This window comes from Novosphingobium bradum (genome assembly GCF_042646485.1).
Taxonomy (GTDB): Bacteria; Pseudomonadota; Alphaproteobacteria; order Sphingomonadales; family Sphingomonadaceae; genus Novosphingobium; species Novosphingobium bradum.
Genome location: NZ_JBHRTQ010000007.1, coordinates 379,266 through 404,330, shown reverse-complemented (window position 1 = coordinate 404,330; position 25,065 = coordinate 379,266). Strand labels below are relative to the sequence as shown.

Annotated in this window: 29 protein-coding genes; 12 read left to right on the top strand and 17 right to left on the bottom strand. The window is 68.0% G+C overall.

Going from position 1 to position 25,065, the window contains the following annotated elements; genetic code table 11:
* Positions 1-24: 24 nt before the first annotated feature.
* From ACFOD9_RS07840 to ACFOD9_RS07775, 14 genes are all read right to left on the bottom strand, one after another.
* Positions 25-819, bottom strand: coding sequence for an outer membrane protein assembly factor BamD (locus tag ACFOD9_RS07840; protein ID WP_379509530.1), 795 nt, complete (start codon positions 817-819; stop codon positions 25-27).
* Positions 820-991: 172 nt separating this feature from the next.
* On the bottom strand, positions 992-3,307 hold the full coding sequence (pnp, locus tag ACFOD9_RS07835) for a polyribonucleotide nucleotidyltransferase (protein WP_379509529.1): 2,316 nt from the start codon (positions 3,305-3,307) through the stop codon (positions 992-994).
* Between the two features lie 161 nt (positions 3,308-3,468).
* A complete protein-coding gene (gene rpsO / locus ACFOD9_RS07830; RefSeq protein ID WP_379509528.1) occupies positions 3,469-3,738 on the bottom strand; it encodes a 30S ribosomal protein S15 in 270 nt (89 codons plus the stop codon).
* Between the two features lie 5 nt (positions 3,739-3,743).
* Complete coding sequence (truB, locus tag ACFOD9_RS07825; RefSeq protein ID WP_379509527.1) at positions 3,744-4,703, bottom strand: tRNA pseudouridine(55) synthase TruB; 960 nt, start codon at positions 4,701-4,703, stop codon at positions 3,744-3,746.
* A gap of 70 nt (positions 4,704-4,773) precedes the next feature.
* Positions 4,774-5,145 (bottom strand): hypothetical protein, encoded by a 372-nt coding sequence (locus ACFOD9_RS07820; RefSeq protein ID WP_379509526.1) that lies wholly within the window; start codon positions 5,143-5,145, stop codon positions 4,774-4,776.
* Positions 5,146-5,212: 67 nt separating this feature from the next.
* Complete coding sequence (locus ACFOD9_RS07815) at positions 5,213-5,926, bottom strand: site-2 protease family protein (protein WP_379509525.1); 714 nt, start codon at positions 5,924-5,926, stop codon at positions 5,213-5,215.
* 51 nt (positions 5,927-5,977) lie between these two features.
* Positions 5,978-6,715, bottom strand: coding sequence for an alpha/beta fold hydrolase (locus ACFOD9_RS07810; RefSeq protein ID WP_379509524.1), 738 nt, complete (start codon positions 6,713-6,715; stop codon positions 5,978-5,980).
* A 29-nt stretch (positions 6,716-6,744) separates the two neighbouring features.
* The gene (gene rbfA, locus ACFOD9_RS07805; protein ID WP_379509523.1) at positions 6,745-7,152 is read right to left on the bottom strand and encodes a 30S ribosome-binding factor RbfA; all 408 of its coding nucleotides are present in this window, start codon (positions 7,150-7,152) and stop codon (positions 6,745-6,747) included.
* On the bottom strand, positions 7,152-7,715 hold the full coding sequence (locus ACFOD9_RS07800) for a DUF1697 domain-containing protein (RefSeq protein ID WP_379509522.1): 564 nt from the start codon (positions 7,713-7,715) through the stop codon (positions 7,152-7,154). The genes rbfA and ACFOD9_RS07800 overlap by 1 nt, the downstream gene beginning before the upstream one ends.
* Before the next feature lie 122 nt (positions 7,716-7,837).
* Positions 7,838-10,444, bottom strand: coding sequence for a translation initiation factor IF-2 (infB, locus tag ACFOD9_RS07795; RefSeq protein WP_379509521.1), 2,607 nt, complete (start codon positions 10,442-10,444; stop codon positions 7,838-7,840).
* Between the two features lie 22 nt (positions 10,445-10,466).
* Positions 10,467-11,243: a DUF448 domain-containing protein gene (locus ACFOD9_RS07790; protein WP_379509520.1), complete on the bottom strand. Its 777-nt coding sequence runs from the start codon at positions 11,241-11,243 to the stop codon at positions 10,467-10,469.
* The gene (gene nusA, locus ACFOD9_RS07785; RefSeq protein WP_379509519.1) at positions 11,224-12,843 is read right to left on the bottom strand and encodes a transcription termination factor NusA; all 1,620 of its coding nucleotides are present in this window, start codon (positions 12,841-12,843) and stop codon (positions 11,224-11,226) included. Before nusA ends, ACFOD9_RS07790 begins: the two co-directional genes overlap by 20 nt.
* A gap of 2 nt (positions 12,844-12,845) precedes the next feature.
* Positions 12,846-13,454, bottom strand: coding sequence for a ribosome maturation protein RimP (rimP, locus tag ACFOD9_RS07780; protein WP_379509518.1), 609 nt, complete (start codon positions 13,452-13,454; stop codon positions 12,846-12,848).
* A gap of 137 nt (positions 13,455-13,591) precedes the next feature.
* Positions 13,592-13,906, bottom strand: coding sequence for a hypothetical protein (locus tag ACFOD9_RS07775; RefSeq protein ID WP_379509517.1), 315 nt, complete (start codon positions 13,904-13,906; stop codon positions 13,592-13,594).
* Between the two features lie 114 nt (positions 13,907-14,020).
* Between ACFOD9_RS07775 and ACFOD9_RS07770 the strand changes: the two genes are divergently transcribed.
* Together ACFOD9_RS07770 and ACFOD9_RS07765 are read left to right on the top strand one after the other, a co-directional pair.
* Complete coding sequence (locus tag ACFOD9_RS07770; RefSeq protein WP_379509516.1) at positions 14,021-14,446, top strand: SufE family protein; 426 nt, start codon at positions 14,021-14,023, stop codon at positions 14,444-14,446.
* Positions 14,443-14,802, top strand: a complete 360-nt coding sequence (locus ACFOD9_RS07765; RefSeq protein ID WP_379509515.1) for a YbaN family protein — start codon at positions 14,443-14,445, stop codon at positions 14,800-14,802. The genes ACFOD9_RS07770 and ACFOD9_RS07765 overlap by 4 nt, the downstream gene beginning before the upstream one ends.
* 3 nt (positions 14,803-14,805) lie before the next feature.
* On the opposite strand, the gene ACFOD9_RS07760 is transcribed toward ACFOD9_RS07765, so the two are convergent.
* Positions 14,806-15,324 carry a sterol desaturase family protein gene (locus ACFOD9_RS07760; RefSeq protein ID WP_379509514.1) on the bottom strand — a complete coding sequence of 173 codons (519 nt, stop codon included), beginning with the start codon at positions 15,322-15,324 and terminating at the stop codon, positions 14,806-14,808.
* A 156-nt stretch (positions 15,325-15,480) separates the two neighbouring features.
* On the opposite strand from ACFOD9_RS07760, the gene ACFOD9_RS07755 reads away from it, so the two are divergent.
* The 10 genes from ACFOD9_RS07755 (at position 15,481) to ACFOD9_RS07710 (ending at position 22,136) form a co-directional block, all read left to right on the top strand.
* Positions 15,481-15,891: a hypothetical protein gene (locus tag ACFOD9_RS07755; protein WP_379509513.1), complete on the top strand. Its 411-nt coding sequence runs from the start codon at positions 15,481-15,483 to the stop codon at positions 15,889-15,891.
* A 97-nt stretch (positions 15,892-15,988) separates the two neighbouring features.
* Positions 15,989-17,419, top strand: a complete 1,431-nt coding sequence (leuC, locus tag ACFOD9_RS07750) for a 3-isopropylmalate dehydratase large subunit (RefSeq protein WP_379509512.1) — start codon at positions 15,989-15,991, stop codon at positions 17,417-17,419.
* Positions 17,420-17,448: 29 nt separating this feature from the next.
* Positions 17,449-17,988, top strand: coding sequence for a DNA-deoxyinosine glycosylase (locus tag ACFOD9_RS07745; protein WP_379509511.1), 540 nt, complete (start codon positions 17,449-17,451; stop codon positions 17,986-17,988).
* Between the two features lie 31 nt (positions 17,989-18,019).
* On the top strand, positions 18,020-19,111 hold the full coding sequence (locus ACFOD9_RS07740; RefSeq protein WP_379509510.1) for a zinc ribbon domain-containing protein: 1,092 nt from the start codon (positions 18,020-18,022) through the stop codon (positions 19,109-19,111).
* Positions 19,112-19,142: 31 nt separating this feature from the next.
* On the top strand, positions 19,143-19,325 hold the full coding sequence (locus ACFOD9_RS07735) for a hypothetical protein (RefSeq protein ID WP_379509509.1): 183 nt from the start codon (positions 19,143-19,145) through the stop codon (positions 19,323-19,325).
* Positions 19,325-19,921, top strand: a complete 597-nt coding sequence (gene leuD, locus ACFOD9_RS07730; protein WP_379509508.1) for a 3-isopropylmalate dehydratase small subunit — start codon at positions 19,325-19,327, stop codon at positions 19,919-19,921. The genes ACFOD9_RS07735 and leuD overlap by 1 nt, the downstream gene beginning before the upstream one ends.
* A 95-nt stretch (positions 19,922-20,016) precedes the next feature.
* Positions 20,017-20,340 carry a DUF1476 domain-containing protein gene (locus tag ACFOD9_RS07725; RefSeq protein WP_379509507.1) on the top strand — a complete coding sequence of 108 codons (324 nt, stop codon included), beginning with the start codon at positions 20,017-20,019 and terminating at the stop codon, positions 20,338-20,340.
* A 10-nt stretch (positions 20,341-20,350) separates the two neighbouring features.
* The gene (locus ACFOD9_RS07720) at positions 20,351-20,584 is read left to right on the top strand and encodes a BolA family protein (protein ID WP_379509506.1); all 234 of its coding nucleotides are present in this window, start codon (positions 20,351-20,353) and stop codon (positions 20,582-20,584) included.
* Positions 20,585-20,621: 37 nt separating this feature from the next.
* Positions 20,622-20,966, top strand: a complete 345-nt coding sequence (gene grxD / locus ACFOD9_RS07715) for a Grx4 family monothiol glutaredoxin (protein WP_379509505.1) — start codon at positions 20,622-20,624, stop codon at positions 20,964-20,966.
* Positions 20,967-21,341: 375 nt separating this feature from the next.
* Positions 21,342-22,136: an NUDIX hydrolase gene (locus ACFOD9_RS07710; RefSeq protein ID WP_379509504.1), complete on the top strand. Its 795-nt coding sequence runs from the start codon at positions 21,342-21,344 to the stop codon at positions 22,134-22,136.
* Between the two features lie 12 nt (positions 22,137-22,148).
* Here the strand turns inward: ACFOD9_RS07710 and ACFOD9_RS07705 are convergent, their stop codons facing one another.
* Positions 22,149-23,204 carry a 2-oxoacid:ferredoxin oxidoreductase subunit beta gene (locus ACFOD9_RS07705; protein WP_379509503.1) on the bottom strand — a complete coding sequence of 352 codons (1,056 nt, stop codon included), beginning with the start codon at positions 23,202-23,204 and terminating at the stop codon, positions 22,149-22,151.
* 4 nt (positions 23,205-23,208) lie between these two features.
* A complete protein-coding gene (locus ACFOD9_RS07700) occupies positions 23,209-25,065 on the bottom strand; it encodes a 2-oxoacid:acceptor oxidoreductase subunit alpha (protein WP_379509502.1) in 1,857 nt (618 codons plus the stop codon).

Genomic DNA, 25,065 nt, shown 5'->3' with positions numbered 1-25,065 from the left:
TCGCGCGCAGGGCCGCCAGGCCGCTCAGCTCGCGGCCACGCCCGGCGCGTGCTTGTTCATCAGGGCGAAGGCCCGGCCATACCATTCGCTGCCGGGATAGTTCTTGCCCAGCACGGCGGCGGTCTTCTGCGCCTCCTCGGGCAGGCCGATCGAGAGGTAGCTCTCGGTCAGACGATAAAGCGCCTCGGCCGTGTGGCTGGTCGTCTGGTACTTGTCGATCACCGTGCGGAAGCGGATCGAGGCGGCCAGCCACTTGCCCTGCCGCTGGTAGGCACGGCCGATGTCCATTTCCTTGCCGGCGAGGTGATCGTTGATCAGGTCGATCTTCAGGCGGGCATCGGCGGCAAAGCGCGTGTCGGGATAGCGCCGGGTCAGCTCGGTCATCGCCTGGAGCGCCTGGGCGGTGGCTTTCTGGTCGCGGGTCACGTCACTGATCTGCTCGTAATAGGACAGGGCGATCAGGTAGTAGGCGTAAGGCGCGTCCTTGTTGCCCGGATGGATCGACAGGAACCGCTGCGACGACTGGATCGCCTTGGTATAATCACGCGCCACGTAATAGCTGAAAGCGCTCATCAGCTGGGCGCGTCGTGCCCAGGGCGAATAGGGGTGCTGGCGCTCCACCTCGTCGAACAGGGCAGCTGCTTCCTTGGCCCGCCCCCGGTCAAGCCAGCTCTTGGCGGCGAGGTAGAGCGTGTCGACATCGCGCGCGACATAGGCGGTATCGCGGTTCTTGCCCCCCTTGCCGGCGCAGCCGGCGGTGAGCGCCATGGCGGCGGTGGCGGTGGCAAGGATGGCGAGCTTGAGCGGCGAATGCTTCATGGCGACGGGCTATAGCCAGCACCGCCCTGAACGCCAAGTGAAAGCGCCGTCCGCCCGGTGGACGAACCCACGCCCGCCCCGTCGATCCCGCCCACCGGCCCACACCGCCGGCGCGCAACGAAAAAGGGGCCGCCGAAGCAGCCCCTGATCCGTTTCGCCTGGCGCGAAAGTGTCAGTCGTCGTTCTTGAGGAACGCCGGCATATGGTCGGCGTTGCCGCCTTCCTCGCGGCGCGGACCGCGATCACGATCGCCACCCTCGCGGCGGGGACCACGGTCACCACCCCGGCCACCATCACGGCCGCCATCGCGGCGCGGGCCACGACGATCGCCGCGATCGCCCCGGTCACCGCGCGGCTCGCGCGGTTCGCGCGGCGGACGGGTGTCCTCCAGCGCTTCGCCGGTTTCCTGGTCGACCACCCGCATCGACAGGCGAACCTTGCCGCGCTGGTCGATCTCGAGCACCTTGACGAAGACTTCCTGGCCTTCCGAGACGACATCGGTCGGGCGTTCCACGCGCTCGTTCTTCATTTCGGACACGTGGACGAGACCGTCCTTGCCGCCCATGAAGTTCACGAAGGCGCCGAAGTCGACGATGTTGACGACCTTGCCCTTGTAGATCTTGCCGACCTCGGCCTCTTCCACGATCCCGAGGATCCACTGGCGGGCAGCCTCGATCTGGGTGAGGTCGGACGAGGAGATCTTGATCAGCCCCTCGTCGTCGATGTCCACCTTCGCGCCGGTGGTGGCGACGATCTCGCGGATCACCTTGCCGCCGGTGCCGATCACGTCGCGGATCTTCGACTTGTCGATCTGCAGCGTCTCGATACGCGGGGCATGGGCCGAAAGCTCGGTCCGGGCCTCGCCCAGAGCCTTGGTCATCTCACCCAGGATGTGGGCGCGGCCTTCGCTGGCCTGCTTGAGCGCCACCGCGAAGATCTCGCGGGTGATGCCGGCCACCTTGATGTCCATCTGCATCGTGGTGATGCCTTCGGCGGTGCCGGCCACCTTGAAGTCCATGTCGCCGAGGTGGTCCTCGTCGCCCAGAATGTCCGAGAGGACCGCGAACTTGTCGCCTTCCAGGATCAGGCCCATCGCGATGCCCGAAACCGGCCGCTTGATCGGCACGCCGGCGTCCATCATCGACAGGCAGCCGCCGCAGACGGTCGCCATCGAGGAGGACCCATTCGATTCGGTCACGTCCGACAGGACGCGGATCGTGTAGGGGAACTCGTCCTTGGTCGGCAGCACCGGGTGCAGCGCGCGCCACGCCAGCTTGCCATGGCCAACCTCGCGGCGGCCCGGCGCGCCGAAGCGGCCCACTTCACCGACCGAATAGGGCGGGAAGTTGTAGTGCAGCATGAAGTTCTCGTAGCGCAGGCCTTCGAGGCCATCGATCATCTGCTCCGATTCCTTGGTGCCAAGGGTGGTGGTGCAGATGGTCTGCGTTTCGCCGCGGGTGAACAGCGCCGAACCGTGGGTGCGGGGCAGGAAGCCGACCATCGATTCGATCGGGCGGACCTGGGTGACGGAGCGGCCGTCGATGCGCTGGCCGTCGTTGAGGATGGCGCCGCGCACGATGTCGGCTTCCACCTTCTTCATGGTCTTGATGGCGACCATCTGGGTCTGCGGGCCTTCGCTGGCGAAGGCTTCCTTGGCCTTGGCGCGCGCCGCGTTGAGCGCGTTCGAGCGGGCCGACTTGTCGGTCAGCTTGTAGGCCGCGGCAACATCCTTGCCGACCAGGTCCTTGAGCTTCTTCTTGATATCGGCCGTGCTGTCCGAAAGGTCGATGTCCCAGGGTTCCTTGGCCGCCTTCTCGGCGAGCTGGACGATCGCGCCGATCACCTTGCGGATCTCGTCATGCGCGAACAGGACCGCGCCGAGCATCTCGTCTTCCGAAAGCTCCTTGGCTTCCGATTCCACCATCATCACGGCAGCATCGGTAGCGGCGACGACCAGGTCGAGCCGGCCATCGGCCAGCGCCGCATCCTGCTTCGGGTTCAGCACGTAGGCGCCATCGACATAGCCGACGCGCGCGGCCGCGATCGGCCCCATGAACGGCACGCCCGAGATGGTCAGCGCGGCCGAGGCGGCGATCATCGCCACGATATCGGGCTCGGTCTCGCCATCATACGAAAGAACCTGCGCGATGCAGTTGATCTCGTTGTAGAAACCTTCGGGGAACAGCGGACGGACCGGACGGTCGATCAGGCGGGAGACCAGCGTCTCCTTCTCGGTGGCGCCGCGTTCGCGCTTGAAGAAGCCGCCCGGGATGCGCCCGGCGGCGGAATACTTTTCCTGGTAGTGCACGGTCAGCGGGAAGAAGTCCTGCCCTTCCTTGACCGACTTGGCGGCGGTGACCGCGCAGAGCACGACCGTTTCGCCATAGGTGGCGAGGACCGCGCCGTCGGCCTGACGGGCAATGCGGCCGGTTTCCAGGGTGAGGGTCTTTCCGCCCCACTCCATCGATACAGTCTTGACGTCGAACATGAGATTTCCTTCGGACCCGCCTGCCCTATTGCCGGCGGGGTTTGCTGCCGGGGATTCCGTCCCGGTCCGGTGCGGGGCATTTGTCGCGCCCCAGGGGCGCCCCGCCGGATTGCGGAGCCGCCTGAAAGCAAAAGCGCCCCGCTAGGGGGCGCTCCGCTTGATTACTTACGCAGACCCAGCTTCTGGATCAGGGCGTTGTACCGCTCGACATCCTTCTTCTTCAGGTAGTCAAGCAGACTGCGACGCTTGTTGACCATCATCAGCAGGCCGCGACGCGAGTGGTTGTCCTTGTGGTGGCCCTTGAAGTGCTCGGTCAGGTTGCGGATGCGCTCGGTGAGGATCGCGACCTGCACTTCCGGCGAACCGGTATCGCCCGACTGGCGAGCGTTGTCCGTGATGATTTCCTGCTTACGTTCAGCGGCAACCGACATATTCTTCACTCCGCGACATCGGAAAGGTTGAACCCCCGAACGACCTTGAGATCGCCACCCGAAAGCTCGACCAGCGCGACCGGCACGTGACCTTCTCGCGTCCAGCACAGCCCATCGGGAAAGGGCACCCCGGTCAGAACGCGGCCCTGGCGGACCGCCCTTGCCTGCTCCGGGGAGAGATCGAGGGCCGGGATGTCGACCAGCCCCTTCTCCAGCGGCAAGAGTACCTGTTCAAGTGGCGCGCCCTTGCCGATTTCGTTCAGTTTGTCCAGCGAAATCGCCTGGTCGATCCCGAACGGCCCGGCCTTCAGCCGGCGCAGCATGGTCACGTGCCCCACGGTCCCGAGCGCCCGGGCAATGTCGCGGGCAAGACTGCGGATGTAGGTGCCCTTGGAGACATGGACTTCCAGGGTGACTTCCCCAAGACCCTCCCCCCCTGGGGGAGGTGGCAGCCCGTCAGGGCTGACGGAGGGGGCCAGCGCAAACACCGTCACGCACCTGCCCTTGAGCTCCACCACCGCGCCCTTGCGCGCAAGGTCATAGGCCCGCTCGCCATCGACCATCAGCGCAGAAAAGGCCGGCGGCACCTGCTCGATCGCCCCGGTGAACCGCGCCAGCACCGCCTCCACCTCCGCCAAGGTCGGCCGCACCGAACTCTCGGCGATCACCTTGCCCTCAAGGTCGAGCGTATCGGTCTCGCTCCCGAACCTCACGGTGAATGCATAGACCTTGCTCGCGTCCAGCATCCGTCCAGCAAGCTTGGTCGCCTCGCCCAGCGCGATCGGCAGGACGCCGGTCGCTAGCGGATCAAGCGTGCCGCCGTGGCCGACCTTCACCTTCTTGCCGAAGCCCGCCTCGCGCAGATTGCGTTTCACCGCCGCCACGGCCTGGGTGGAGCCAAGGCCAAGCGGCTTGTCGAGGATGATCCATCCGTTGGGAGCAGGCGGGGCAACAGGCGCGGTCATCGGCGCGCCCTAGCGCCTCGCGCGCCGCCTGTCAGGCCTTGTTGTCTCGGCTGCCGCCGGCAGCGGGGGATCAGTGCCGGCGCGCGATCCGCCGGGGCGGCGGACCGGGCATCGCCTCGAACGACCGGAAATCGTAATGCTGCCCGCGCACCACGATCCCGCCGAACTTGTCGAGCGTGCCCATCGGGCGGGCATCGATGCCGATCCGCTCGACATAGGGCAGGTCGATGGCCGGGGTGAACAGGATCGCGCGGAACCAGCGGCGGTGGCTGTCCCTGAACCAGATCTCACGGTCGCTCACCACGCGCCAGTCGTCCACCCCGCCGTGGTTGGCGAAGGGGATCTCGGCGCGCGGTGGCGGCGGCGGGGCGGCGCCCGCCGCCAGCGGGGTCGCGGCCACGGCCAGGGCGGCAAGGGCCGGCATGATCAACTTGCGAAGCATGGCACGCCTCCTCTCTCCACCCAGATGGGGCGGCCGGCCCGAATGGCCAAGCGGCCGCGACACTTTCTTACTGGCCTGAACCACCCGCGATCGCATCGGCCAGCGCGAAATAGTGTCCGGTCAGCCATTCGACCGGCGGCCTGACCAGCCAGCCGATCGGATCGAACCCCCGGACCAGCGTCGGCAGGACGATCAGCACCACAAGCACCAGGGCAAAGCCCAGCCGCCGCACTTTCGCATAGCCGCGCGCCAGCCGCAGCGGCAGCAGCCCCTCGACAATGTGCGACCCATCGAACGGCGGGATCGGCAGCAGGTTGAACAGCGCCAGGAACACATTGATCATCACGAAATTGATGAGGTTCAGAGCCAGGAACCCGACCAGCCCGCCGGCCTCGCCCTCGCCCACGCCGGCCCCGGCAAAGGGCCGCGCCAGCAGGCCCAGCAGCACCGCCCCCACCAGCGCCAGCGCCAGGTTCGTTGCCGGCCCGGCTGCGGCCACCAGCATCATGTCGCGCCGGGGATTGTCCAGCCGCCGCGCGTCGACGGGCACCGGCCTGGCCCAGCCGAACACCGGCAGGTGCGCCAGCGCCAGCATCCCGGGCAGCACGATCGTGCCGATCGGATCGACATGGCGCAGCGGGTTGAGCGTGAGCCGGCCCCGCTCCAGTGCCGTCGGATCGCCGAAATGGCGCGCCACCCGGCCATGGGCCACTTCATGAAAGACAATCGCCAGCACCAGCGGCATGATCAGGGCCGCGGCCTGGACCAGGGTATCGTTCATTGGCAGGAACCTTCGCGTTAGCGGATAGGGCGCGTAATCGGATCGGGCGGCTCAGGCCGGCGGCTCGGCTTCGAGCATCAGCAGCTCGGCCAGCCCCTGCGGGCGGGTGACCATCACCTGGTGCCCGGCAGCGATCCGGACCGTCCGCTCGCAATGGAGCCGGGCGGCAAAGACCTCCTGCTCCCAGGGCGGCAGGATCGTGTCCTCCAGACAGTGCACGTAGGTGGAGGGCAGCGCGGCGAGGTGATCATAGGCCCAGTCGGCATAGACGCTGGCGGATTCGGGCCAGTGATCCTGGGACAGGCGATCAAGGAAGGCCTCGGCCTGCACCGGCCCCATGTCGTTGCAGAAGGCCCGGAAGAACTGCTCGCGCATCGGCACCTCGGGATTGCCGAAAATGCCGTGGAGCGGCGCGCGGGGGTTGGCGTGGATCGCCATGGCCGCGTCGAGCACGCTCGAACCCGGGGCGGGCGCCACGCAGGAAACATGGATCGCCCGGGCGAACAGGTCGGGCCGCGCCGCGATCAGCGCGGGCAGGACCACTCCGGCCATCGAATGACCAACCACCACCACATCACGCAGGTCCGCGCGCGCGATGTCCGCCAACAGCTCGTCAACCAGCTCGGGAAAGGCGATGGCGCTGGTGTCGCGGCCGCGCCTGGTCCCGCAACCGGGCACGTCCAGCACCAGGGTGCGATGCCGGCCCGGCGCCTGGAGCGCCATGGCCGCCACGGTCTGTTCCCAGACCCAGCCGCCCTGCCCGCCGCCATGCAGGAACACGAAGTCCATCGGCCTCCCCCCCTTCTCGCAGGCCGCGCTCAGTCGTCCTCGCCGTCCTCGGCCAGGTCGCGCTTCACGCGCGGATCGTTCAGCAACGAGTCGATCCGGCTGGCTTCGTCAAAGCTCTCGTCCGGCAGGAACTTGACCTTGGCGGCATATTTCAGCTTCAGCTTGCCGGCCACTTCCTTCTGGAAATAGGCCGTGTGGGTCCGCAGCGCCTTGAGCACGATCTCCTCGTCCGAACCCAGCAGTGGCTTCACGAAGACCGTGGCATGGCGCAGGTCCGGGCTCATCCGCACCTCGGTGACCGAGATGGTATGGGCGCTCAGCACGTCGTCGTGCACCATCTGGCGCATCAGCAGCTCGGAGATGACATGGCGCACCTGCTCGCCCACCTTGAGCAGGCGGACCGATCGGTTTTCGGGCGTGGCGGATTGGCGGGCCATCAGTTTTGGTCTTCGTCCATCTTGGTTTCGTCGAACTTGTGCAGGATGCGGGCGAGCGAACGCATATTGCGCGCCGTGCCGCGCCGGCCCAGCCGCCGCTCGAGGAAGGGAGCGGTCAGCCGGCTGGACCCCACCCCTCCGGCATAGTCGATATAGAGCGCGCGGTCACCCAGGGCGAGCCGCTCCGGCCCGCGCCCCTCGTGATCGGCCAGCAGAACCCGGAACTGCGCCGGATCGGCATCGCTTTCGAGGAACATGGTGTGGACCAGGTTAGCCTCGCCGCTGGCCGCGAAGGGATTGTCGGCAATGGCTGCGGCCACCTCGTCGCGGCTGCGGACCGCCGCGATCGAGCGCATCCCGAAGCGATGCCGCAGCAGATGCTCCAGCTTCTCCTCCAGCCCGCGCGTCGGCCGCTCGTCGTGGTCGAACAGCACGTTGCCGCTGGCCACCACCGTCTCCAGCCCGGCGAACCCCTCGGCCTCCAGCGCGGCGCGCAGTTCGGCCATGGTCAGCCGCTGGCCGCCGACGTTGATCGAACCGAGGAAGGCAACGTAGCGGGTCATCAGGTTCGCCCGATCAGCCAGGGGAAATGCGGCACGGCGGCAATCGCCGACCGGACGGGCGCCAGGCCAAGGCCCACAATGCGTCGTGGTCCCCGGCCTGGCTCATGGCCCATTGGCGCCGTTCAGCCGATGGTCCGCTCGCGCATCTCGACCTCGAAGACTTCGAGCATATCGCCCGGCTTGATGTCGTTGGTGTCCTGGAGGACCACGCCGCATTCCAGCCCTGCGCGCACTTCCGGCACGTCGTCCTTGAAGCGCCGCAGCGAGGCGATGACCGTCTTGGAAACGATGACGTCGTTGCGGGTAAGGCGGGCGTTGATGCCCTTCTTGATGTAGCCTTCGAGCACCAGCAGGCCGGCCGCCTTGTCCTTCTTGCCCGCCGGGAACACTTCCTTGACCTCGGCGCGGCCGACCACGTGTTCGAGCCGTTCCGGCCCCCAGATGCCGGCCATTTCCTTGGCCACTTCGTCGGTCAGGTGATAGATCACGTCGAAGTACTTCATCGGCACCTTCGTGCGCTCGATCAGCTCGCGCGCCTTGGCGTTGGGCCGCACGTTGAAGCCCACGATCGGCGCGCCCGAGGCCGAAGCCAGGGCCACGTCGCTCTCGGTGATCGCGCCCACGCCCGAAGTCAGGACGCGCACCTTGATCTCGTCGTTCGAGAGCTTGTTCAGCGCATTGACGATCGCCTCGGTCGAACCCTGGACGTCGGCCTTGATAACCACCGGGTATTCCAGCACCGCCTGCTTGGCGGCGAGCGCCGAGAACATATTCTCGAGGCTGGCCGGGGCATGGGTCGTGCGGCGCGCGGTCGCCTGTTCCTGGCGATAGGCGGCAACCTCGCGGGCGCGGGCCTCGCTCTCGACCACGGTCAGGGTGTCGCCGGCCATCGGCACGCCGCCAAGGCCCAGCACTTCCACCGGCAGGGCCGGCGGCGCTTCCTTGATCTGGCGGCCCTTGTCGTCAAGCATGGCGCGCACGCGGCCCGAATGGGTGCCCACCACCAGGATGTCGCCCACCTTCAGCGTGCCGCGGTTGACCAGCACGGTCGCCAGCGGCCCCTTGCCCTTGTCGAGCTTGGCCTCGATCACGGTCGCCTCGGCGGCGCGGTCGGGGTTGGCGGTCAGTTCGAGCAGTTCGGCCTGAAGCAGGATCTTCTCGATCAGCTTGTCCAGCCCGGCGCCGGTCTTGGCCGAAACCTCCACGTCCTGCACGTCGCCGCTCATCTCCTCGACGATGACTTCGTGCTCGAGCAGGCGCTCGCGGATCTTCTGCGGGTTGGCCTCGTGCTTGTCGGCCTTGGTGATCGCCACGATCATCGGAACGCCGGCGGCCTTGGTGTGATTGATGGCCTCGATCGTCTGCGGCATGATCCCGTCGTCGGCGGCCACCACCAGGATCACGATGTCGGTGACGTTCGCCCCGCGCATCCGCATCTCGGTGAAGGCCTCGTGGCCCGGGGTGTCCAGGAAGGTGATCAGGTCGCCGCCCTTGGTCTTGATCTGGTAGGCGCCGATGTGCTGGGTGATGCCGCCGGCCTCGCCGCGCACCACGTCGGTGCCGCGCAGGGCATCGAGCAGGCTGGTCTTGCCGTGATCGACATGGCCCATGATCGTGACCACCGGCGGACGCGGCTTCAGCGTCTCGGGCGCATCCACGTCGGCGGCGGCGTCGATGTCGACATCGCTCTCGCTCACGCGCTGGATGTTGTGGCCGAATTCCTCGACCAGCAGCTCGGCCGTATCCTGGTCGATCGTCTGGTTGATGGTGACCATCATGCCCATCTTGAACAGCGACTTGACCAGGTCCGCGGCCTTTTCGGCCATGCGGTTGGCCAGTTCCTGCACCGTGATCGCCTCGGGCACGATGACATCGCGCACCTGCTTCTCGCGCTGCTGGTGCTGGCCGCCGAAGTGCGCGCGGCGCTCCTTCTCGCGGGCGCGCTTCAGGGCGGCGAGGCTGCGGGCGCGGGCACCCTCGTCCTCGTTGAGCGCGCGGGTCACGGTCAGCTTGCCGCCACGGCGCTCGTCGGCGCCCTTGCGGTCGCGGGCCGGGGCACCGGGCTTCTTGGCGGCCGGCTCGGGGCGCTTGGGCGCGGGCGCCGAGGCCACGGGGGTAAACCGGCGCGGCGGCGGCGCGGGCTGGGCCGGCGCGCTGGGCGCAGCGGCAGCGGCAGCCGGCTCGGCGGCAGCTTCCGGCGCGGGCGCGGCGGCGGCGGTGGTGGCGGCAGGCGCCTCGATCACAGGCTCGGTGGCCGGAGCCGGCACGGCCGGAGCGGCCTCAGGCTGTTCAGCCGCGGGGGCCTGGGCGGCCTTGCGATTGTCCTCGGCGCGGCGACGCTCCTCCTCAAGCGCGCGCAGGCGCTCCTCTTCCTCGCGGCGGCGCGAGTCCTCGGCCATCCGCAGGCGCTGTTCCTCCGCCTCGCGCAGCAGGCGGGCCTGCATTTCCTGGCGGGTCTCGCGGTTGGCCGAAGGTGGCGGCGGCGGCGGCGCGGGCTGGATGGGCGCGGCAACCGGCGGCGGCGCAGATTGGACCTGGGCGGCGGGCACGGCCTCGGGGGCCGGCGCGGCCTCGCCCGGCTTGCCGATCAGCTTGCGCCGCTTCACCTCGACCACCACCTTGTTGGTGCGGCCGTGGCTGAAGGTCTGCTTGACCTCGCCCGCTTCCACCGAGCGCTTCAGCCCCAGCGGCTTGCGGCCCAGCGTCGGTTTGTTGTCGGTCTCGCTCATCGGTTCAAACAGTCCTTCAAAATCAATGCGTCGTCGCTGCGGGCGCAAGGGCTTCAGCCGAAGCTGAAACCGCCCGCTCGCTCAGGTCATCTTGTCCGGCCGTCCCGGTTTCATTCTGGCCGGCTGCATCCTGGCCGGCTGCATCCCGGGACTGGCCCATGAAGAGCGCCAGCCGCTGCAACACGGCGGCAAGCCTTTCGGCAGCCGCGGAATCGGTCAGCGCCAGGTGGACGACGTTGTCGCGGCCCAATGCCACAGACAAAGCCGCCCGGTCCAGTGGCAAGCGCAGGCCGTGAAGACCGGAACCTTCCTCCTCGCGCCCGACCCGCCAGGCCTGGTCGAGCTTGCGGTTGCCGTCCTCGCCGGCATCGGCGGCATGGGCCAGCCAGGCCACGTTGCCAGCCCGCGCGTTCTCGGCGATGCGGTCGGAACCGACCAGCAGCTTGCCGGCGCGCATCTCCAGCCCCAGCCGGTCGGTGAAGGCGCGCATCAGCGCCGCCTCAATCCGGTCGGCCAGATCGTCCGGGATGGCCAGCGCGACCCCCTTGAAGGCCCGCGCCAGCGCTCCCTTGAGGTTGCCCTTGGCCAGCGCTTTTTCAAGGGTGGCGCGCGAAACGCCGATCCACGCGCCACGCCCCGGCGCCCGCGCCAGAACATCGGGCAGCACCAGACCGTCCGGCGAGATCGCCAGCCGGATCAGCGCATCGCGCGGAGCCACCTCACCGGAAAGGATGCATTTCCTTTCCGGTCCGGCGTCAGCACTGTCGGAGCTTACGCGCTCATTGCGAGGATTCCGCATTGGCGGCCTCCTCGGCTTGGGACTGGTCTTCGTCCTCGAACCAATGGGCGCGCGCGGCCATGATGATCTCGTTGCCCTGCTCTTCGCTCAGGCCATATTCGCCCAGCACGCCGCCCTTGTCGTCGGTGCGCTCGCGGCGGGCGCCATCACGGCGGCGCTGCTCGGTACGCTTCTTGGCGATGAGCTCGTCGGTGGCCAGGTCGGCCAGGTCGTCGAGGGTCTTGATGCCCGCCTTGCCGAGCACGACCAGCATGGCCTCGGTGAGATGGGGGATCTCGGCCAGGGCATCGTCCACGCCCAGCGACCGGCGCAGCTCGCGCGCGGCTTCCTCGCGGCGCTCGAGCGCCTCGGAGGCGCGGCTCTGGAGTTCCTCGGCCAGTTCCTCGTCGAAGCCCTCGATCCCGGCCAGTTCCGCCAGTTCGATATAGGCCACTTCCTCCAGCTCGCTGAAGCCTTCGGCCACCAGCAGCTGCGACAGGGTCTCGTCGACGTCGAGCTCTTCCTCGAACATCTTGGAGCGTTCGGCGAATTCCTTCTGGCGCTTCTCGCTCGCCTCGGCATCGGTCATGATGTCGATCTGCGAGCCGGTGAGCTGGCTGGCGAGGCGCACGTTCTGGCCGCGGCGGCCAATGGCGAGCGAAAGCTGGTCATCGGGGACGACCACCTCGATCCGGCTCTCTTCCTCGTCGATCACCACACGCGAAACGGTCGCCGGCTGGAGCGCGTTGACCACGAAGGTCGCGGTGTCCTCGCTCCACGGGATGATGTCGATCTTCTCGCCCTGCAGCTCCTGGACCACCGCCTGGACGCGGCTGCCCTTCATGCCGACGCAGGCGCCGACCGGGTCGATGCTGGAATCGCGGCTGATCACGCCGATCTTGGCGCGGCTGCCCGGATCGCGGGCGGCGGCCTTGATCTCGATGATGCCGTCGTAGATCTCGGGTACTTCCTGGGCGAACAGCTTCTTCATGAATTCCGGGTGCGCGCGGCTGAGGAAGATCTGCGGGCCGCGGTTCTGGCGCTCCACCTTGAGGATCAGCGCGCGCACGCGCTCGCCCACGCGGGCAGCCTCGCGCGGGATCTGCTGGTCGCGGCGGATCACGCCCTCGGCCCGGCCGAGGTTGACGATCACGTGGCCGAACTCGACCGACTTGATCACGCCGGTGATCACTTCGCCGGCGCGGTCCTTGAACTCGCCATACTGGCGCTCGCGCTCGGCATCGCGGACCTTCTGGAAGATCACCTGCTTGGCCGACTGGGCATCGATGCGGCCCAGGTCCACCGGCGGCAGCGGATCGACGATGAAGTCGCCCAGCTTGGCGCCCGGCTGGAGCTTTTCGGCGGCCTTGAGGTCAACCTGCTTGAAGTAGTCCTCGACCACTTCCACCACTTCGACCACGCGCCACAGGCGCAGGTCGCCGGTGCGCGGATCGAGCTTGGCGCGAATGTCGTTCTCGGCGCCATAACGGTTGCGCGCCGACTTCTGGATCGCCTCTTCCATCGCCTCGATGACGATCGCCTTGTCGATCATCTTTTCCGTGGCGACCGCATTGGCGATCGCCAGGAGCTCGGCGCGGTTTGCGGAAATCGCACTGGCCATAATCAGTCTTCCTGCTCTGCGAGGGGCTCGCCCCCGGCTTCGATGTCTATCTCGATCTCGGTCTCGTCGGCGCCGGAAGCGTCGATCGGCCTGGCGGCGGCGATCAGCCGGTCGGTCAGGACCAGCTTGGCCGATTGAATATCGCCAAAGGGAAACGAAACCCGGCCCGACTTGCGCTCATCCAGCTGCACCGTCTCGCCGTCCACGCCGGCGATCTCGCCCTGGAGGCTCTTGCGGTTGCCGTCCACCGGCGCGGTCAGCGTCACCTTGGCCTCGTGCCCGGTCCACTCGGCGAAATCCCGAAGGCGGGTCAGCGGACGGTCGATCCCCGGCGAGGACACCTCCAGCCGGTAGGCATCGGCGATCAGGATCTCGCCCGCTTCCTCCAGCGAATCGATCCGGTCGGAAATGCGGCGCGACAGCGCGGCGCAATCATCCAGCACCAGCTGCCCGGTCTCGGGCCGCTCGGCCATGATCTGCAGGGTGAGTTCCTCATCCCCGCTGATCGAGCCGATCTCGCCGCCGCGGAACATGATCACGCGCACGAGATCGAAGCCCAGGGCCTTCACCTCCGGCTCGATCACTTCGGTAATGCGCGCGATATCCGCCAATGCCTGCTCCAACCAAGCCCGACCGCCAGCGATGCAACGAAGTTTCGCGCCGGCCCCTTTCGGCGCCAGCCCTGACGTTGCATCACAATGTCGGGATGGATGGGCAAATAGGCGCTTGTCGCGCCGAAAGCAAGCCCTCAGTTGCCGTTGGCGCGCCGGGCCGCATCCCCGGCGCTCTGCCAGTTATCGACCGTGTCCTTCTTGAGGCTGCCCGGCAGGAACTTGCCCACGTCGACCCCGGCATAGTCCCTGGCCGCCCCCGCCGCCACGCCGATCGCCTTGTCGGCGAGGCTGACCTGGGCATCGCTGGCTGCTTGCTGGGCCGCATCGGTGCCCCACGGGTTCACCGCCTTGCGCTCGTCGCCCCCGCGCCCGAACACCACCACGCCGATCGCCACCACGGCCACCACGCCGATCTTGTGCCGAACCAGAAACTGCGCCGCCCTGAACATTGCTGCCTCCCCCAAAGTAGATAGGCCCAGGTACGGCCGCCCCGGTTTCCAGCCGGTTAACCAGTGCCACGCTGTATCTTGCCCCCCGCCGCGCCCGCCCCTAAACGCGCCGCCATGCGCCCGATCGACGATATCCGCGAAGAATATGAATTCCTCGATGGCGATGAACGCTATCGCCTGCTGATCGAGCTTGGCCGCGAGCTCGATCCCATGCCCGATGCCCTGAAAACCGACGCCACCAAGGTGCGCGGCTGCTCGGCCTCGGTCTGGGTCTACCCCACGCAAACCGAGGACGGCCGCCTCCATTTCCTGGCCGACAGCAATGCCGCGATCACCAAGGGCATCGTCGCGCTCGTCCTTTCCGCGGTGCAGGATCGCCCGGCCGCAGAAGTCGCCGCCACCGACATCGCCGAGGCCCTCGCCCCGTTCGACCTGAAAAACCAGCTCTCCTCGAATCGCACCCAGGGCGTGCCCAACATGATCGCCCTGATCCGCGAAACGGCGGCGCGTATCGCCAGCGGCGGTTCGGGAGCGGCGTGAAGCGCCTCGCCCGCCCGTTCTGGCTCGGCGGCGGGCTGCTGGCGGTTGGTCTCGGCATTCTGGGCGTGGCCCTGCCGCTGCTGCCCACCGTGCCGTTCTTCCTCCTCGCCACGGTCTGCTTCGCCCGGTCCAACCCGGCGTGGGAACGGCGTCTGCTCGATCACCCGCGCTATGGCCCGCCGCTGCGCCAGTGGCGGGAGCGCCGCGCGATCTCGCGCAAGGCCAAGCTCGCCGCGCTCACCGCGATGGGCGCCACGATCGCCCTCTCCGCCGCCCTGGCCGGCTGGCCCTGGGTGCTTGCGCCGGTGCTGGCTTGCGGTGCGAGCGGCGCGTGGATCTGGACGCGGCCGGAATAGGCCTCAATCGCCGACCGCCTCGCGCAGCACCGCAATTCCCCGTTCGCGCTGCGCCTTCAGCTCCTGCTTGAGCACCGCCGGATCGCGCGCGAAGACGAAACCGAAGCTGACCCCGCCCTCCTTGCCGATGGTGGCGTGATGCAGCCGGTGCGCCTGGACCAGCCGCCGGGCATAGCCCTTGCGCGGCACCCAGTGGAAATAGCGCTGGTGCACCAGCCCGTCGTGGATCAGCGAATAGACGATCCCGTAAAGCAGAATGCCAAGCCCGATTTCCGTGCCCGGCGCCCAGGCCTTCGCCCCCATCACCAGCGGACTGCCCAGGGCAAAGGCCGCAATGCTCATCGCCGCGCCGACCAGCGCATAGCGGTCGTTCGTCTCCAGCACCTTGTCGTGGGGCTCGTGGTGGTCGCGGTGCCAGCACCAGCCGAAGCCGTGCATCACGTACTTGTGGCTCGACCAGGCCACCCCCTCCATCGCAAGGAAAGTGGCGGCGACGATCAGGATGGCAGCGCCGGTGCTCATGCCGCCGCCCTATCCCAAAGCGCGACGGCGCGCGACATTTTACGACACGAAGGCCAGGCCGGCGTTTCACCGCCGTTCATCTCGGAGGGGTAAAACCTGAACCTGCGGACACCGGCAAGGCCATGTCCGGCAGAATGAACCAGAGGAGTACAGGTCATGCACAAGTTCACCAGGATCGTGGTTCCGGCCCTCGCCGCCATCGCCGCGCTCGGCTCGGCCGGGGTGGCATCGGCCCAGCCCTACGGCGGGTACGACCACGGGCGCGACCCGGGGCGCGACTGGGGCCGTCACCAGACACCGGCCCGCGCCGAGGCCATCCGCGCCCAGATCGTCCAGCTCGAACAGCGGGTCAACCGCTCCGACAACCGCGACCGCATCTCCGAGCGCGAAGCCTGGGGCCTGCGCCGCGAAGTCCGCGACATCCGCGAACAGTTCCGGGCGTTCAACCGCGATGGCCTCAACGACCGCGAATTCCGGATCCTCCAGACCCGGATTGACCGGGCCAGGGACCGCCTCCACTTCGAGCGCACCGACCGCAATGGCCGTCCGGACGGTCGCCGCTGGTAATCACCCGCCGCTCGCCGGCCGGCACACGAAGGGCGCTCCCGCGGGAGCGCCCTTTTGGCTTGTTTTTCGCCCCCCGGCTCCCTAGGTCCGGCCCATCATGACCAGCACTCCGCGCACGCTCTACGAAAAGATCTGGGACGCCCACGTCGTGGAATCCCAGCCCGACGGCACCAGCCTGATCTACATCGATCGCCACCTCGTCCACGAGGTGACCAGCCCCCAGGCCTTCGAAGGACTGCGGACCGCCGGGCGCAAGGTGCGCCGCCCCGATCTCACCCTCGCCGTGCCCGATCACAACCTGCCGACCACCGCGCGGCTCGATGCGGCGGGCCAACGCCTGCCGATCGCCGACGTGGAAAGCGCCCAGCAGCTTGCCGCGCTGGAACACAACGCCCCCGAATTCGGCATCCGCTACATCGGCGCGACCGACCGCGAACAGGGCATCGTCCATGTCGTCGGCCCGGAACAGGGCTTCTCGCTGCCCGGCGCCACGATCGTGTGCGGCGATAGCCACACCTCGTGCCACGGCGGCCTCGGCGCGCTCGCCTTCGGCATCGGCACCAGCGAGGTGGAGCACGTGCTCGCCACGCAGACCCTGCTGCTCACCCGCTCCAAGACCATGGAAGTGCGCGTCGAGGGCGATCTCGGCCCCGGCGTCACCCCCAAGGACCTGGTCCTCCACATCATCGGCGTGATCGGCACGGCCGGCGGCACCGGCCACGTGATCGAATTCCGCGGCCCCGTGTTCGAGGCCATGTCGATCGAGGGCCGCCTCACGGTCTGCAACATGAGCATCGAAGGCGGCGCCCGCGCCGGCCTCGTCGCGCCCGACGAGAAGACCTTCGCCTGGCTCAAGGGCCGTCCCATGGCCCCCACCGGGGAAGCCTGGGACAAGGCCGTGGCCTGGTGGCGCAGCCTCCCCACCGATCCCGGCGCCCGGTTCGACAAGTCGGTCGTGATCCAGGCGGCCGACGTGAAGCCCACCGTCACCTGGGGCACCAGCCCGGAAGACGTCGTGCCGATCGATGGCGTGGTTCCCGCGCCCGAAAGCTTCGCCGATCCCTCCAAGCAGCGCGCCGCGCAAGGGTCCCTCGATTACATGGGCCTCACGCCGGGCACGAAGATGACCGACGTCGAAATCCAGAACGTCTTCATCGGCAGTTGCACCAACAGCCGCATCGAAGACCTGCGCGCCGCCGCCGCCGTGCTCAGGGGCCGGCACAAGGCCGCCAGCGTCAAATGGGCGATCGTCGTCCCCGGTTCCGGCCTGGTGAAGGCCCAGGCCGAGGCCGAGGGGCTGGACAAGGTGTTCATCGCGGCCGGTCTAGAATGGCGCGAGCCGGGCTGTTCGGCGTGCCTCGGCATGAACCCCGACAAGGTGCCCGCCGGCGAACGGTGCGCCTCCACCTCCAACCGCAACTTCGTCGGCCGGCAAGGCCCGGGCGCGCGCACCCACCTCGTCTCCCCGGCGATGGCGGCCGCCGCCGCGGTCACCGGCAAGCTCACCGACGTGCGCGAGCTGGCCTGACCGCCGGCTTCGGCAGGCCACCTCCGTTCATGTCGAACGAAACCCCACGTTCGTTCGTGTCGAGCGAAGTCGAGACACGCCGCAAGCAGGCCTTCGCGCCGGTCGTCGCGCCGAATACGCGGGTTCTGATCCTCGGCTCCCTGCCGGGCGAGGCCAGCCTTGCAGCGGGGCGCTACTATGCCCACCCGCGAAACCGCTTCTGGCACCTCGCCGGCGCGGTGATCGGGCGGGCCGACCTGCCAGACCTTGCCTATGAGGCCCGCCTCGCCGCGCTCCTCGCCGCCGGCCTTGGCCTGTGGGACGCGATCGCCTCGGCCCGGCGCACGGGCAGCCTCGATGCGGCGATCCGTGAGGCCGAGGCCGCGCCCTTGCGGCAATTGGCCCAAACCCTCCCCGCCCTGCGCGCCGTGGGCTTCAACGGTGCCCGCGCCGCCGCGATCGGCCGCAGGGCGCTGGCGGGATCGTCCCTCGCCCTGATCGACCTGCCCTCGTCCAGCCCGGCCCATGCCGCCATGCCGCTGGCGGCAAAACAGGCGCGCTGGCTGGAACTCGCCGCCCACCTGGGCTAGCCTGCCCTCCGCAACGGGAGGGACTAAGGTCATGCTCAAGGCCGCACGCGCACCGGAAAAGGCCTATGCCATCGTGCTCTGGCTGGTCTCGGTGGTCTTCGCCGGGTTCATCATCGGGCTTGGCAACCTCGTCATCGGCGACTTGCCGCAGGTCGGCGCGGGCGAATATGGCGTGACCGCGCCAAGCGCCGCCGAACAGCGCCTTGGCCGCGAAATCGCGCAAGTGTCCGAGCGCATCGGCCAGATCGACGACAGGCGCGCCATCGTCCAGCTCCAGCTTGATCAGGCGCGCAAGGCCTCGCAAACCGGGACCGAAACCTTCCAGGCCTGGATCGCCACCCGCACCGCCACGACCAATCCGGCGCAGGATCCCGAAGTCGTCGCCCGCACCCGCCAGCTCGAAGCGCTCAAGGCCGGCGAGCGCACCCTGCAAGGCCAGGTCAATGCCTTCGACAACGAGCGCCTGCCGCTCGAACAGCAGCGCTCCGAACTGCAGGGCGCCCAGGCCCGCGCCGCCCAGGCCGCCGAGCCGGCGCGCGAGCGGGCGCGGTTCTGGCAGGAACTCAGGGTCTTCCTCCTGCGCCTCGCCGTCACCCTGCCGATGCTGGCGGTCGGCACCTGGCTGGTGGCGAGGAAGCGCAAGAGCGATTACTGGCCGCTGGGGCGCGGCTTCGTGCTGGCCGCGGTCTTCGTGTTCTTCGTCGAACTGGTGCCCTATCTGCCCAGCTACGGCGGCTATGTCCGCTATGGCGTGGGCATCCTCCTCACTTTCGCGGCCGGGGTGTTCCTGATCAAGAATATGCGGCGCTACCTGGAAAGCCGGCAGAAATCGGAGGCCCAGGCCGAGGCCGAGCGGCGGGCCAGGGTCAGCCACGACGAGGCCTTCCGCAAGATGGCCGCGCGCCAGTGCCCCGGCTGCGACCGGCCGATCGCCACGATGGAAGGGGCCGAAACCAACTTCTGCGTCCATTGCGGGATGACCCTGTTCGACCATTGCCCATCGTGCCATTCGCGCAAGATGGCCTTCTTCCGCTTCTGCATGGCCTGCGGAACGCCCGCGCAAGCACCGGCCAGGGCCAATGCAACGCCCCCGCAAGGCGAAATTCCGCCGCAGCCGGCTTGAACCGCGCGGCCGGGCGTCACATAGGGAAACCATGACCAAGGAATCCGACAAGCCAAACCGTTCCGGCGCGTGGACCGGCAAGGCCGCCATCGCCGGCGCCGCGATCGGCTCGGCCGCGCTGGCCGCCGCCCTGCTCTACCGTTCGCGACGCAAGGACGCCGACAAGGCGAAGGCCGCCCCCGCCCGCCCCGAAGACGCTCCGGAGACCGACTGATGGAACCCGTCCGCGAGATCGAGGGCAAGGCCTATCCGTTCGGCCTCAAGAACGTCGATACCGACATCATCATCCCGGCCCACTGGCTCAAGACCATCAGCCGCGAAGGCCTGGGGCGCGGCGCCTTCGAGGCGCTCCGCAAGGAGCCCGGCAACCTGTTCGACAGCCCGGAATACGCCGGCGCGCCGATCCTGGTGGCGGGGGACAATTTCGGCTGCGGCTCCAGCCGCGAACACGCCGCCTGGGCCTTGCTCGACATGGGCGTGAAGGCGGTGATCGCGCCGTCCTTCTCCGACATCTTTTCGGGCAATGCCTTCAAGAACGGCATCCTCACCGTGGTCCTCCCGCAGGAGGCGATCGACCGGCTGATGGAAGTGGCGCGCGAGCACACGATTTCGATCGACCTCGAACACCAGACCGTGACCACGCCCTTCCAGGACCGTTTCACCTTCGAGATCGACCCCTTCCGCAAGCACTGCCTGCTGGGCGGGCTTGACGAAGTGGGGCTGACCCTTGCTCGCCAGGATGCCATCGGCGCCTACGAGGCCCAGGCCCGGGCCGAGCGCCCGTTCCTCGCCACCGGGGTCCCCGCCTGATCAGAATGCCTGAATTTCATTGCCTGACTTTCATCAATGCCAATTGGACCGGCCCTGGCCAGCTTCAGGCGCCGTCCACAACAGGGATCGAGACCATGACCAATTTCAATGACCGCGAACGCGCCGAAGAGGCCAAGTTTGCCCGTGACGAGGACACCCATTTCCGCGTGGTCGCCCGCCGCAACCGCCTGCTGGGCGAATGGGCGGCCGAGCGCATGGGCCTGTCCGCCGCCGAGACCGAGGCCTATGCCAAGTCGGTCGTCCAGGCCGATTTCGAGGAAGCCGGCGACGAGGACGTGATCCGCAAGGTGCTGGGCGACCTGATCGGCGCCGGGGTGGAATCGAGCGATGGCGAAGTGCGCGCCGCGCTGGAGGCCAAGCTGGTCGAAGCCCGCCGCGCCCTGCTCGGCGAAGCCTGAGGATCCTGCGATGGGCATGGCCGCCGACGATATCGCCGCGCTGATCAAGGCGGCCCTGCCCGACGCGGAGGTGACCATCACCGACCTTGCCGGCGACGGGGATCACTATGCCGCCCACGTTGTTTCGGCGGCCTTTGCCGGCAAGAACCGCGTGGCCCAGCACCAGTTGGTCTACAAGGCGCTGGGCGGGCGCATGGGCGGCGAACTCCACGCCTTGCAACTGACCACCGCACTTCCCAATTGAGCGCCAAGCCCCATTCCAATCGAGGTTGCCGAAACCCATGTCCGACACCGCCAACAACCCCACCGACGCCCGCATCGCCGAAATCGTGAACGGCAATGACGTCGTGCTGTTCATGAAGGGCACGCCGCTGTTCCCGCAGTGCGGCTTTTCCAGCCGCGCGATCGCCATCCTCGATCATCTCGGCGTCGACTATGCCAGCGTCGACGTGTTGCAGGACATGGAGATCCGCCAGGGGATCAAGACCTTCTCCGATTGGCCGACCATTCCCCAGCTCTACGTGAAGGGCGAATTCGTCGGCGGCAGCGACATCATGATGGAAATGTTCGAGGCCGGCGAGCTGGCCCAGCTGATGGCCGAGGCCGCGGTCAAGCCCGCCGCCTGAGCCGGCCTTTCCGGGCCAGTCCGGCCGGACGAATCAGAAAGGCCCGCGAACCCCTGGGGGTTCGCGGGCCTTTTTAGCGAGCCGGGTGGGACCGGGTACGCTCAGGAGATATCGTTTTCTCGGGGAGGCGGGCCGCGGAGACCAGGATGCGGACCCGCCTCTATTCGAGACTGCTTGGGGTATCCAGGGTATAGCACGAGCCGTGCCAAACTTGAAAATGCGCGGAAAACAGCCATTCTCGTCAGAAAGCCTGGTTACCCGCCCCGGCCCATGTGTAAACCAAGCCGACAATTCCCCCGCCACGGCACCGGCCCGGTTCCGGCCAGATCCCCGATGGACTTGCCCGCCCACCTCCCGCACAATCCGGAACAGCCCATGACGACCGACCAGCCCCCGCCCGAAGGCGCCGCAACGCCGCCCACCCCGGCCGCCACGCTGGTGGTGTTCCGCCGCGCGCCCGCCGGTGGCCCGCCCGAACTGCTGATGATCGAACGCGCGGCGCATATGCGCTTTGCCGCCCGCGCCACGGTGTTTCCGGGCGGACGGGTCGATCCGGCCGACCACGCCCTTGCCGCCCGCCTCGCGCCCGCCGGCGCGCCGCTGCCGGCGGAGGAGACGGCCAACCGCATCGCCGCCATCCGTGAAACGCTGGAGGAAACCGGGCTGCTGGTGGGTGTAAACCAGGCCGTCACCGCCCGCGCCGCGGCCGAGGCCCGCGCCGTGCTGCTGGACAGCGGCAAACTTGGCACGGTGCTGGAGCGGTTCGGCTGGGCGCTCGCGCTGGACCGACTGGTGCCCTTCGCCCGCTGGTGCCCCAACCGCGAACGCGCCTTCGATACCCGCTTCTACCTGACCGACCTTGGCACTGGCGCGGTGGACCTGGCGGTGGACGGAACCGAGAACAGCCGCCTGTTCTGGTCGAGCGCGGCCGATACCCTGGCCAGCGCCGACCGGGGCGGACCGCAGGTGATCTTCCCCACCCGGCGCAATCTCGAACGGCTCGCCCTGTTCGCCGAATTTTCCGAGGCCGCCGACCACGCCGCCGCCCACCCGGTGACGACGATCTCGCCATGGATCGAGGAACGCGACGGCGAGCGCCATCTCACCATCCCTGAAGGCCGGGGCTATCCGGTCACCTCGCAGCCGCTGGCAACCGCGATGCGCGGATAACCGCGCCGGCGCTCAGCGCAGCGAGGCGTTGAGCGCGTCCAGCGCCTGCGAGCCGGGACACAGCTCGGCCTCGCCCAACTGGTTGAGCGGGGTTTCAACCGTGTTGAGGTGGCGGTGGAGATCCTCGGCGCCTTCGTCCACGTAAAGCAGGCCGGTGACGATCTCGCCCAGCGCGGCGCGTTCGTGCAGGTGGTTCATCGCGCCGATCCGGTCGGTCGGATCATAGTCGTCGCCCAGCTTGCGAAGGAGCAGCATCGAGCCATCGTGCTGGACCACGCGGCGCAAGCTGCCCGGCTCATAGCTGGCCTCGATCGCATCGCGCGGCAGGATCACCTCCAGCCGGTTCACCGCCTCGTTGTGCTCGCGCACATAGTCATACGACTTGGTGGAGCCGGCGTGGTTGTTGAAGGTCACGCAAGGCGACAGCACGTCGATGAAGGCCGGCCCCTTGTGGCGCAGCGCGCCCTTGATCAGCGGCACCAGCTGATCCTTGTCACCCGAAAAGCTGCGCCCGACATAGCTGGCGCCCAGTTGCAGCGCGAGGGCGACCATGTCGATCGGGCTGTCGGGGTTGAGCACGCCCTTCTTGCTTTTCGAGCCCTTGTCGGCCGTGGCCGAGAACTGGCCCTTGGTAAGGCCATAGACCCCGTTGTTCTCGACGATGTAGGTGAGGTTCACCCCCCGGCGCATGGCATGGGCGAACTGGCCGATGCCGATCGAGGCCGAATCGCCGTCACCCGAAACGCCAAGATAGGTGAGATCGCGGTTGGCCAGGTTCGCGCCGGTGGCCACCGAGGGCATCCGGCCGTGGACCGAATTGAACCCGTGGCTGGCCCCCAGGAAATAGTCCGGCGTCTTCGACGAACAGCCGATGCCCGAAAGCTTGGCCAGGCGATGGGGTTCGAGATCCAGCTCCCAGGCCGCCTGGACGATGGCGGCGCTGATCGAATCGTGCCCGCAGCCCGCGCACAGGGTGGAAACGCGGCCCTCATAATCGCGCCGGGTGAAGCCGATGGCATTGCGCGGCTGGACATCGGCAAGGAGGCGCGGCTTGGTGATATAGGTCATCGGCTTAGCCCTTGATCGGAGCGAGCGGGCGCAGGCGCGGGGTGTTCATGGCCTCGGCGATGGCCCCGGCAATGAACCGCGCGGTGATCGGCGAGCCATCATAGTGGAGCACCTTCACCAGCTTCTTCGGATCGAACTCGCATTCGTTGACCAGCAGGGTGCGAAGCTGGGCGCTTTCGTTCTGTTCGACCACGAAGACGAAATCGTGGGCATCGACGAATGCCTCGACCTCGGCATTGAACGGGAAGCCCCGAACCCTGAGCGCATCGAGATGCAACCCTTCGGCCCCCAGCAGGTCCAGCGCCTCGCGCATGGCCGGGCTGGTCGAGCCGTAGGAAATCACCCCAAGGCGGGTCGGCTGACCGGCCGGGGTCACTTCCGGCGCGGGGACCAGGCTCTTGGCGGTCTCGAACTTCTGGCGCAGACGCTCCATGTTGTAGACATAGTCGCGCCCGTCCTCGGAATAGGTCGCCTTGGCGTTGCGGCTGGTGCCCCGGGTGAAGAAGGCACCCTTGGACGGATGCCCACCCGGCAGGGTGCGCCAGGGGATGCCATCGCCGTCCACGTCCTCGTAGCGGCCAAACAGCTTGCCGGCATCGAGATCGGCGGCACTCAGCACCTTGCCGCGATCATAGCTGCGCGCATCGTCCCAGGCGAAGGGGGCCGAGAGGCGCTCGTTCATGCCGATGTCGAGGTCGGTCATCACGAAGACCGGGGTCTGCAAGCGTTCCGCCAGATCGAAGGCCTGCGCGGTCATGGTGAAGCATTCGTGCGGGTCTTCGGGGAACAGCAGCACGTGGCGGGTGTCGCCGTGGCTGGCATAGGCGCAGAGCAGCAGGTCCGATTGCTGGGTCTTGGTCGGCATCCCGGTGGACGGCCCGCCGCGCTGCACGTCGATCACCACCGAGGGGATTTCCGCGAAGTAGGACAGGCCGAGGAATTCCTGCATCAAGGAAATGCCCGGCCCCGAGGTGGCGGTGAAGGCGCGCGCGCCGTTCCAGCCCGCGCCGATGACCATGCCGATCGAGGCCAGCTCGTCCTCGGCCTGAACGATCGCATAGTTGGCCGCGCCGCTATCGGGATCGGTGCGGTACTTGCGGCAATAGGTGGTGAAGGCCTCGACCACCGAGGTGGAGGGGGTGATCGGATACCAGCCGCAGACCGTGGCCCCGCCATAGACCGCGCCAAGGCCGGCGGCGCTGTTGCCATCGATGAACACGCGGTCGCCCACCCCGTCGGCGCGTTTCACCCTGATCGGCAGCGGGCAGGCGAAGTGTTCGCGGGCATGGGCATGGCCGATCCGCGCGGCCTCGCGGTTGCCCTCGATCAGCTTGTCCTTGCCGCGATATTGCCGGGCGATCAGCCCTTCGACCACCTCCAGCTCGATATCGAGCAGGGCAGCCAGCGCGCCGACATAGAGGATGTTCTTGAACAGCTTGCGCTGGCCCGGATCGGAAAATTCGCGCGCGCAGATCGCGGTGAGCGGAATGCCGATCACGTTGATGTCGTCCCGGAATTTGCTGCGCGGCAGTTCCCTGGTGGAATCGTGGAACAGGTAGCCGCCGGCATCGATCTCGGCCACGTCGCGGTCCCAGGTCTGCGGGTTCATCGCCACCATCATGTCGCAGCCGCCGCGCCGGCCGAGCCAGCCTTTCTCCGAAACGCGCACCTCGTACCAGGTGGGCATCCCCTGGATGTTGGAGGGGAAGATGTTGCGCGGGGAAACCGGCACCCCCATCCGGATGATCGAACGGGCCAACATCTCGTTGGCCGAGGCCGAGCCGGAACCGTTGACGTTAGCGAACTTGACCACGAAATCGTTGGTGGCCGCGATGGCGGAAAGGGTCTGGGTCGCGGTCAT

Coding starts and splice junctions, on each gene's coding strand:
- ACFOD9_RS07740 (WP_379509510.1), top strand. CDS start 18,020: ATGCTCAAGGCCGCACGCGCACCGGAAAAGGCCTATGCCATCGTGCTC.
- ACFOD9_RS07760 (WP_379509514.1), bottom strand. CDS start 15,324: ATGAGCACCGGCGCTGCCATCCTGATCGTCGCCGCCACTTTCCTTGCG.
- ACFOD9_RS07710 (WP_379509504.1), top strand. CDS start 21,342: ATGACGACCGACCAGCCCCCGCCCGAAGGCGCCGCAACGCCGCCCACC.
- ACFOD9_RS07755 (WP_379509513.1), top strand. CDS start 15,481: ATGCACAAGTTCACCAGGATCGTGGTTCCGGCCCTCGCCGCCATCGCC.
- leuC (WP_379509512.1), top strand. CDS start 15,989: ATGACCAGCACTCCGCGCACGCTCTACGAAAAGATCTGGGACGCCCAC.
- truB (WP_379509527.1), bottom strand. CDS start 4,703: ATGACCGCGCCTGTTGCCCCGCCTGCTCCCAACGGATGGATCATCCTC.
- ACFOD9_RS07800 (WP_379509522.1), bottom strand. CDS start 7,715: ATGACCCGCTACGTTGCCTTCCTCGGTTCGATCAACGTCGGCGGCCAG.
- ACFOD9_RS07720 (WP_379509506.1), top strand. CDS start 20,351: ATGGGCATGGCCGCCGACGATATCGCCGCGCTGATCAAGGCGGCCCTG.
- ACFOD9_RS07840 (WP_379509530.1), bottom strand. CDS start 819: ATGAAGCATTCGCCGCTCAAGCTCGCCATCCTTGCCACCGCCACCGCC.
- pnp (WP_379509529.1), bottom strand. CDS start 3,307: ATGTTCGACGTCAAGACTGTATCGATGGAGTGGGGCGGAAAGACCCTC.
- grxD (WP_379509505.1), top strand. CDS start 20,622: ATGTCCGACACCGCCAACAACCCCACCGACGCCCGCATCGCCGAAATC.
- ACFOD9_RS07700 (WP_379509502.1), bottom strand. CDS start 25,065: ATGACCGCGACCCAGACCCTTTCCGCCATCGCGGCCACCAACGATTTC.
- ACFOD9_RS07725 (WP_379509507.1), top strand. CDS start 20,017: ATGACCAATTTCAATGACCGCGAACGCGCCGAAGAGGCCAAGTTTGCC.
- rpsO (WP_379509528.1), bottom strand. CDS start 3,738: ATGTCGGTTGCCGCTGAACGTAAGCAGGAAATCATCACGGACAACGCT.
- ACFOD9_RS07775 (WP_379509517.1), bottom strand. CDS start 13,906: ATGTTCAGGGCGGCGCAGTTTCTGGTTCGGCACAAGATCGGCGTGGTG.
- ACFOD9_RS07770 (WP_379509516.1), top strand. CDS start 14,021: ATGCGCCCGATCGACGATATCCGCGAAGAATATGAATTCCTCGATGGC.
- infB (WP_379509521.1), bottom strand. CDS start 10,444: ATGAGCGAGACCGACAACAAACCGACGCTGGGCCGCAAGCCGCTGGGG.
- ACFOD9_RS07735 (WP_379509509.1), top strand. CDS start 19,143: ATGACCAAGGAATCCGACAAGCCAAACCGTTCCGGCGCGTGGACCGGC.
- ACFOD9_RS07820 (WP_379509526.1), bottom strand. CDS start 5,145: ATGCTTCGCAAGTTGATCATGCCGGCCCTTGCCGCCCTGGCCGTGGCC.
- ACFOD9_RS07815 (WP_379509525.1), bottom strand. CDS start 5,926: ATGAACGATACCCTGGTCCAGGCCGCGGCCCTGATCATGCCGCTGGTG.
- ACFOD9_RS07745 (WP_379509511.1), top strand. CDS start 17,449: ATGTCGAACGAAACCCCACGTTCGTTCGTGTCGAGCGAAGTCGAGACA.
- ACFOD9_RS07790 (WP_379509520.1), bottom strand. CDS start 11,243: ATGCGGAATCCTCGCAATGAGCGCGTAAGCTCCGACAGTGCTGACGCC.
- ACFOD9_RS07810 (WP_379509524.1), bottom strand. CDS start 6,715: ATGGACTTCGTGTTCCTGCATGGCGGCGGGCAGGGCGGCTGGGTCTGG.
- ACFOD9_RS07705 (WP_379509503.1), bottom strand. CDS start 23,204: ATGACCTATATCACCAAGCCGCGCCTCCTTGCCGATGTCCAGCCGCGC.
- nusA (WP_379509519.1), bottom strand. CDS start 12,843: ATGGCCAGTGCGATTTCCGCAAACCGCGCCGAGCTCCTGGCGATCGCC.
- rbfA (WP_379509523.1), bottom strand. CDS start 7,152: ATGGCCCGCCAATCCGCCACGCCCGAAAACCGATCGGTCCGCCTGCTC.
- leuD (WP_379509508.1), top strand. CDS start 19,325: ATGGAACCCGTCCGCGAGATCGAGGGCAAGGCCTATCCGTTCGGCCTC.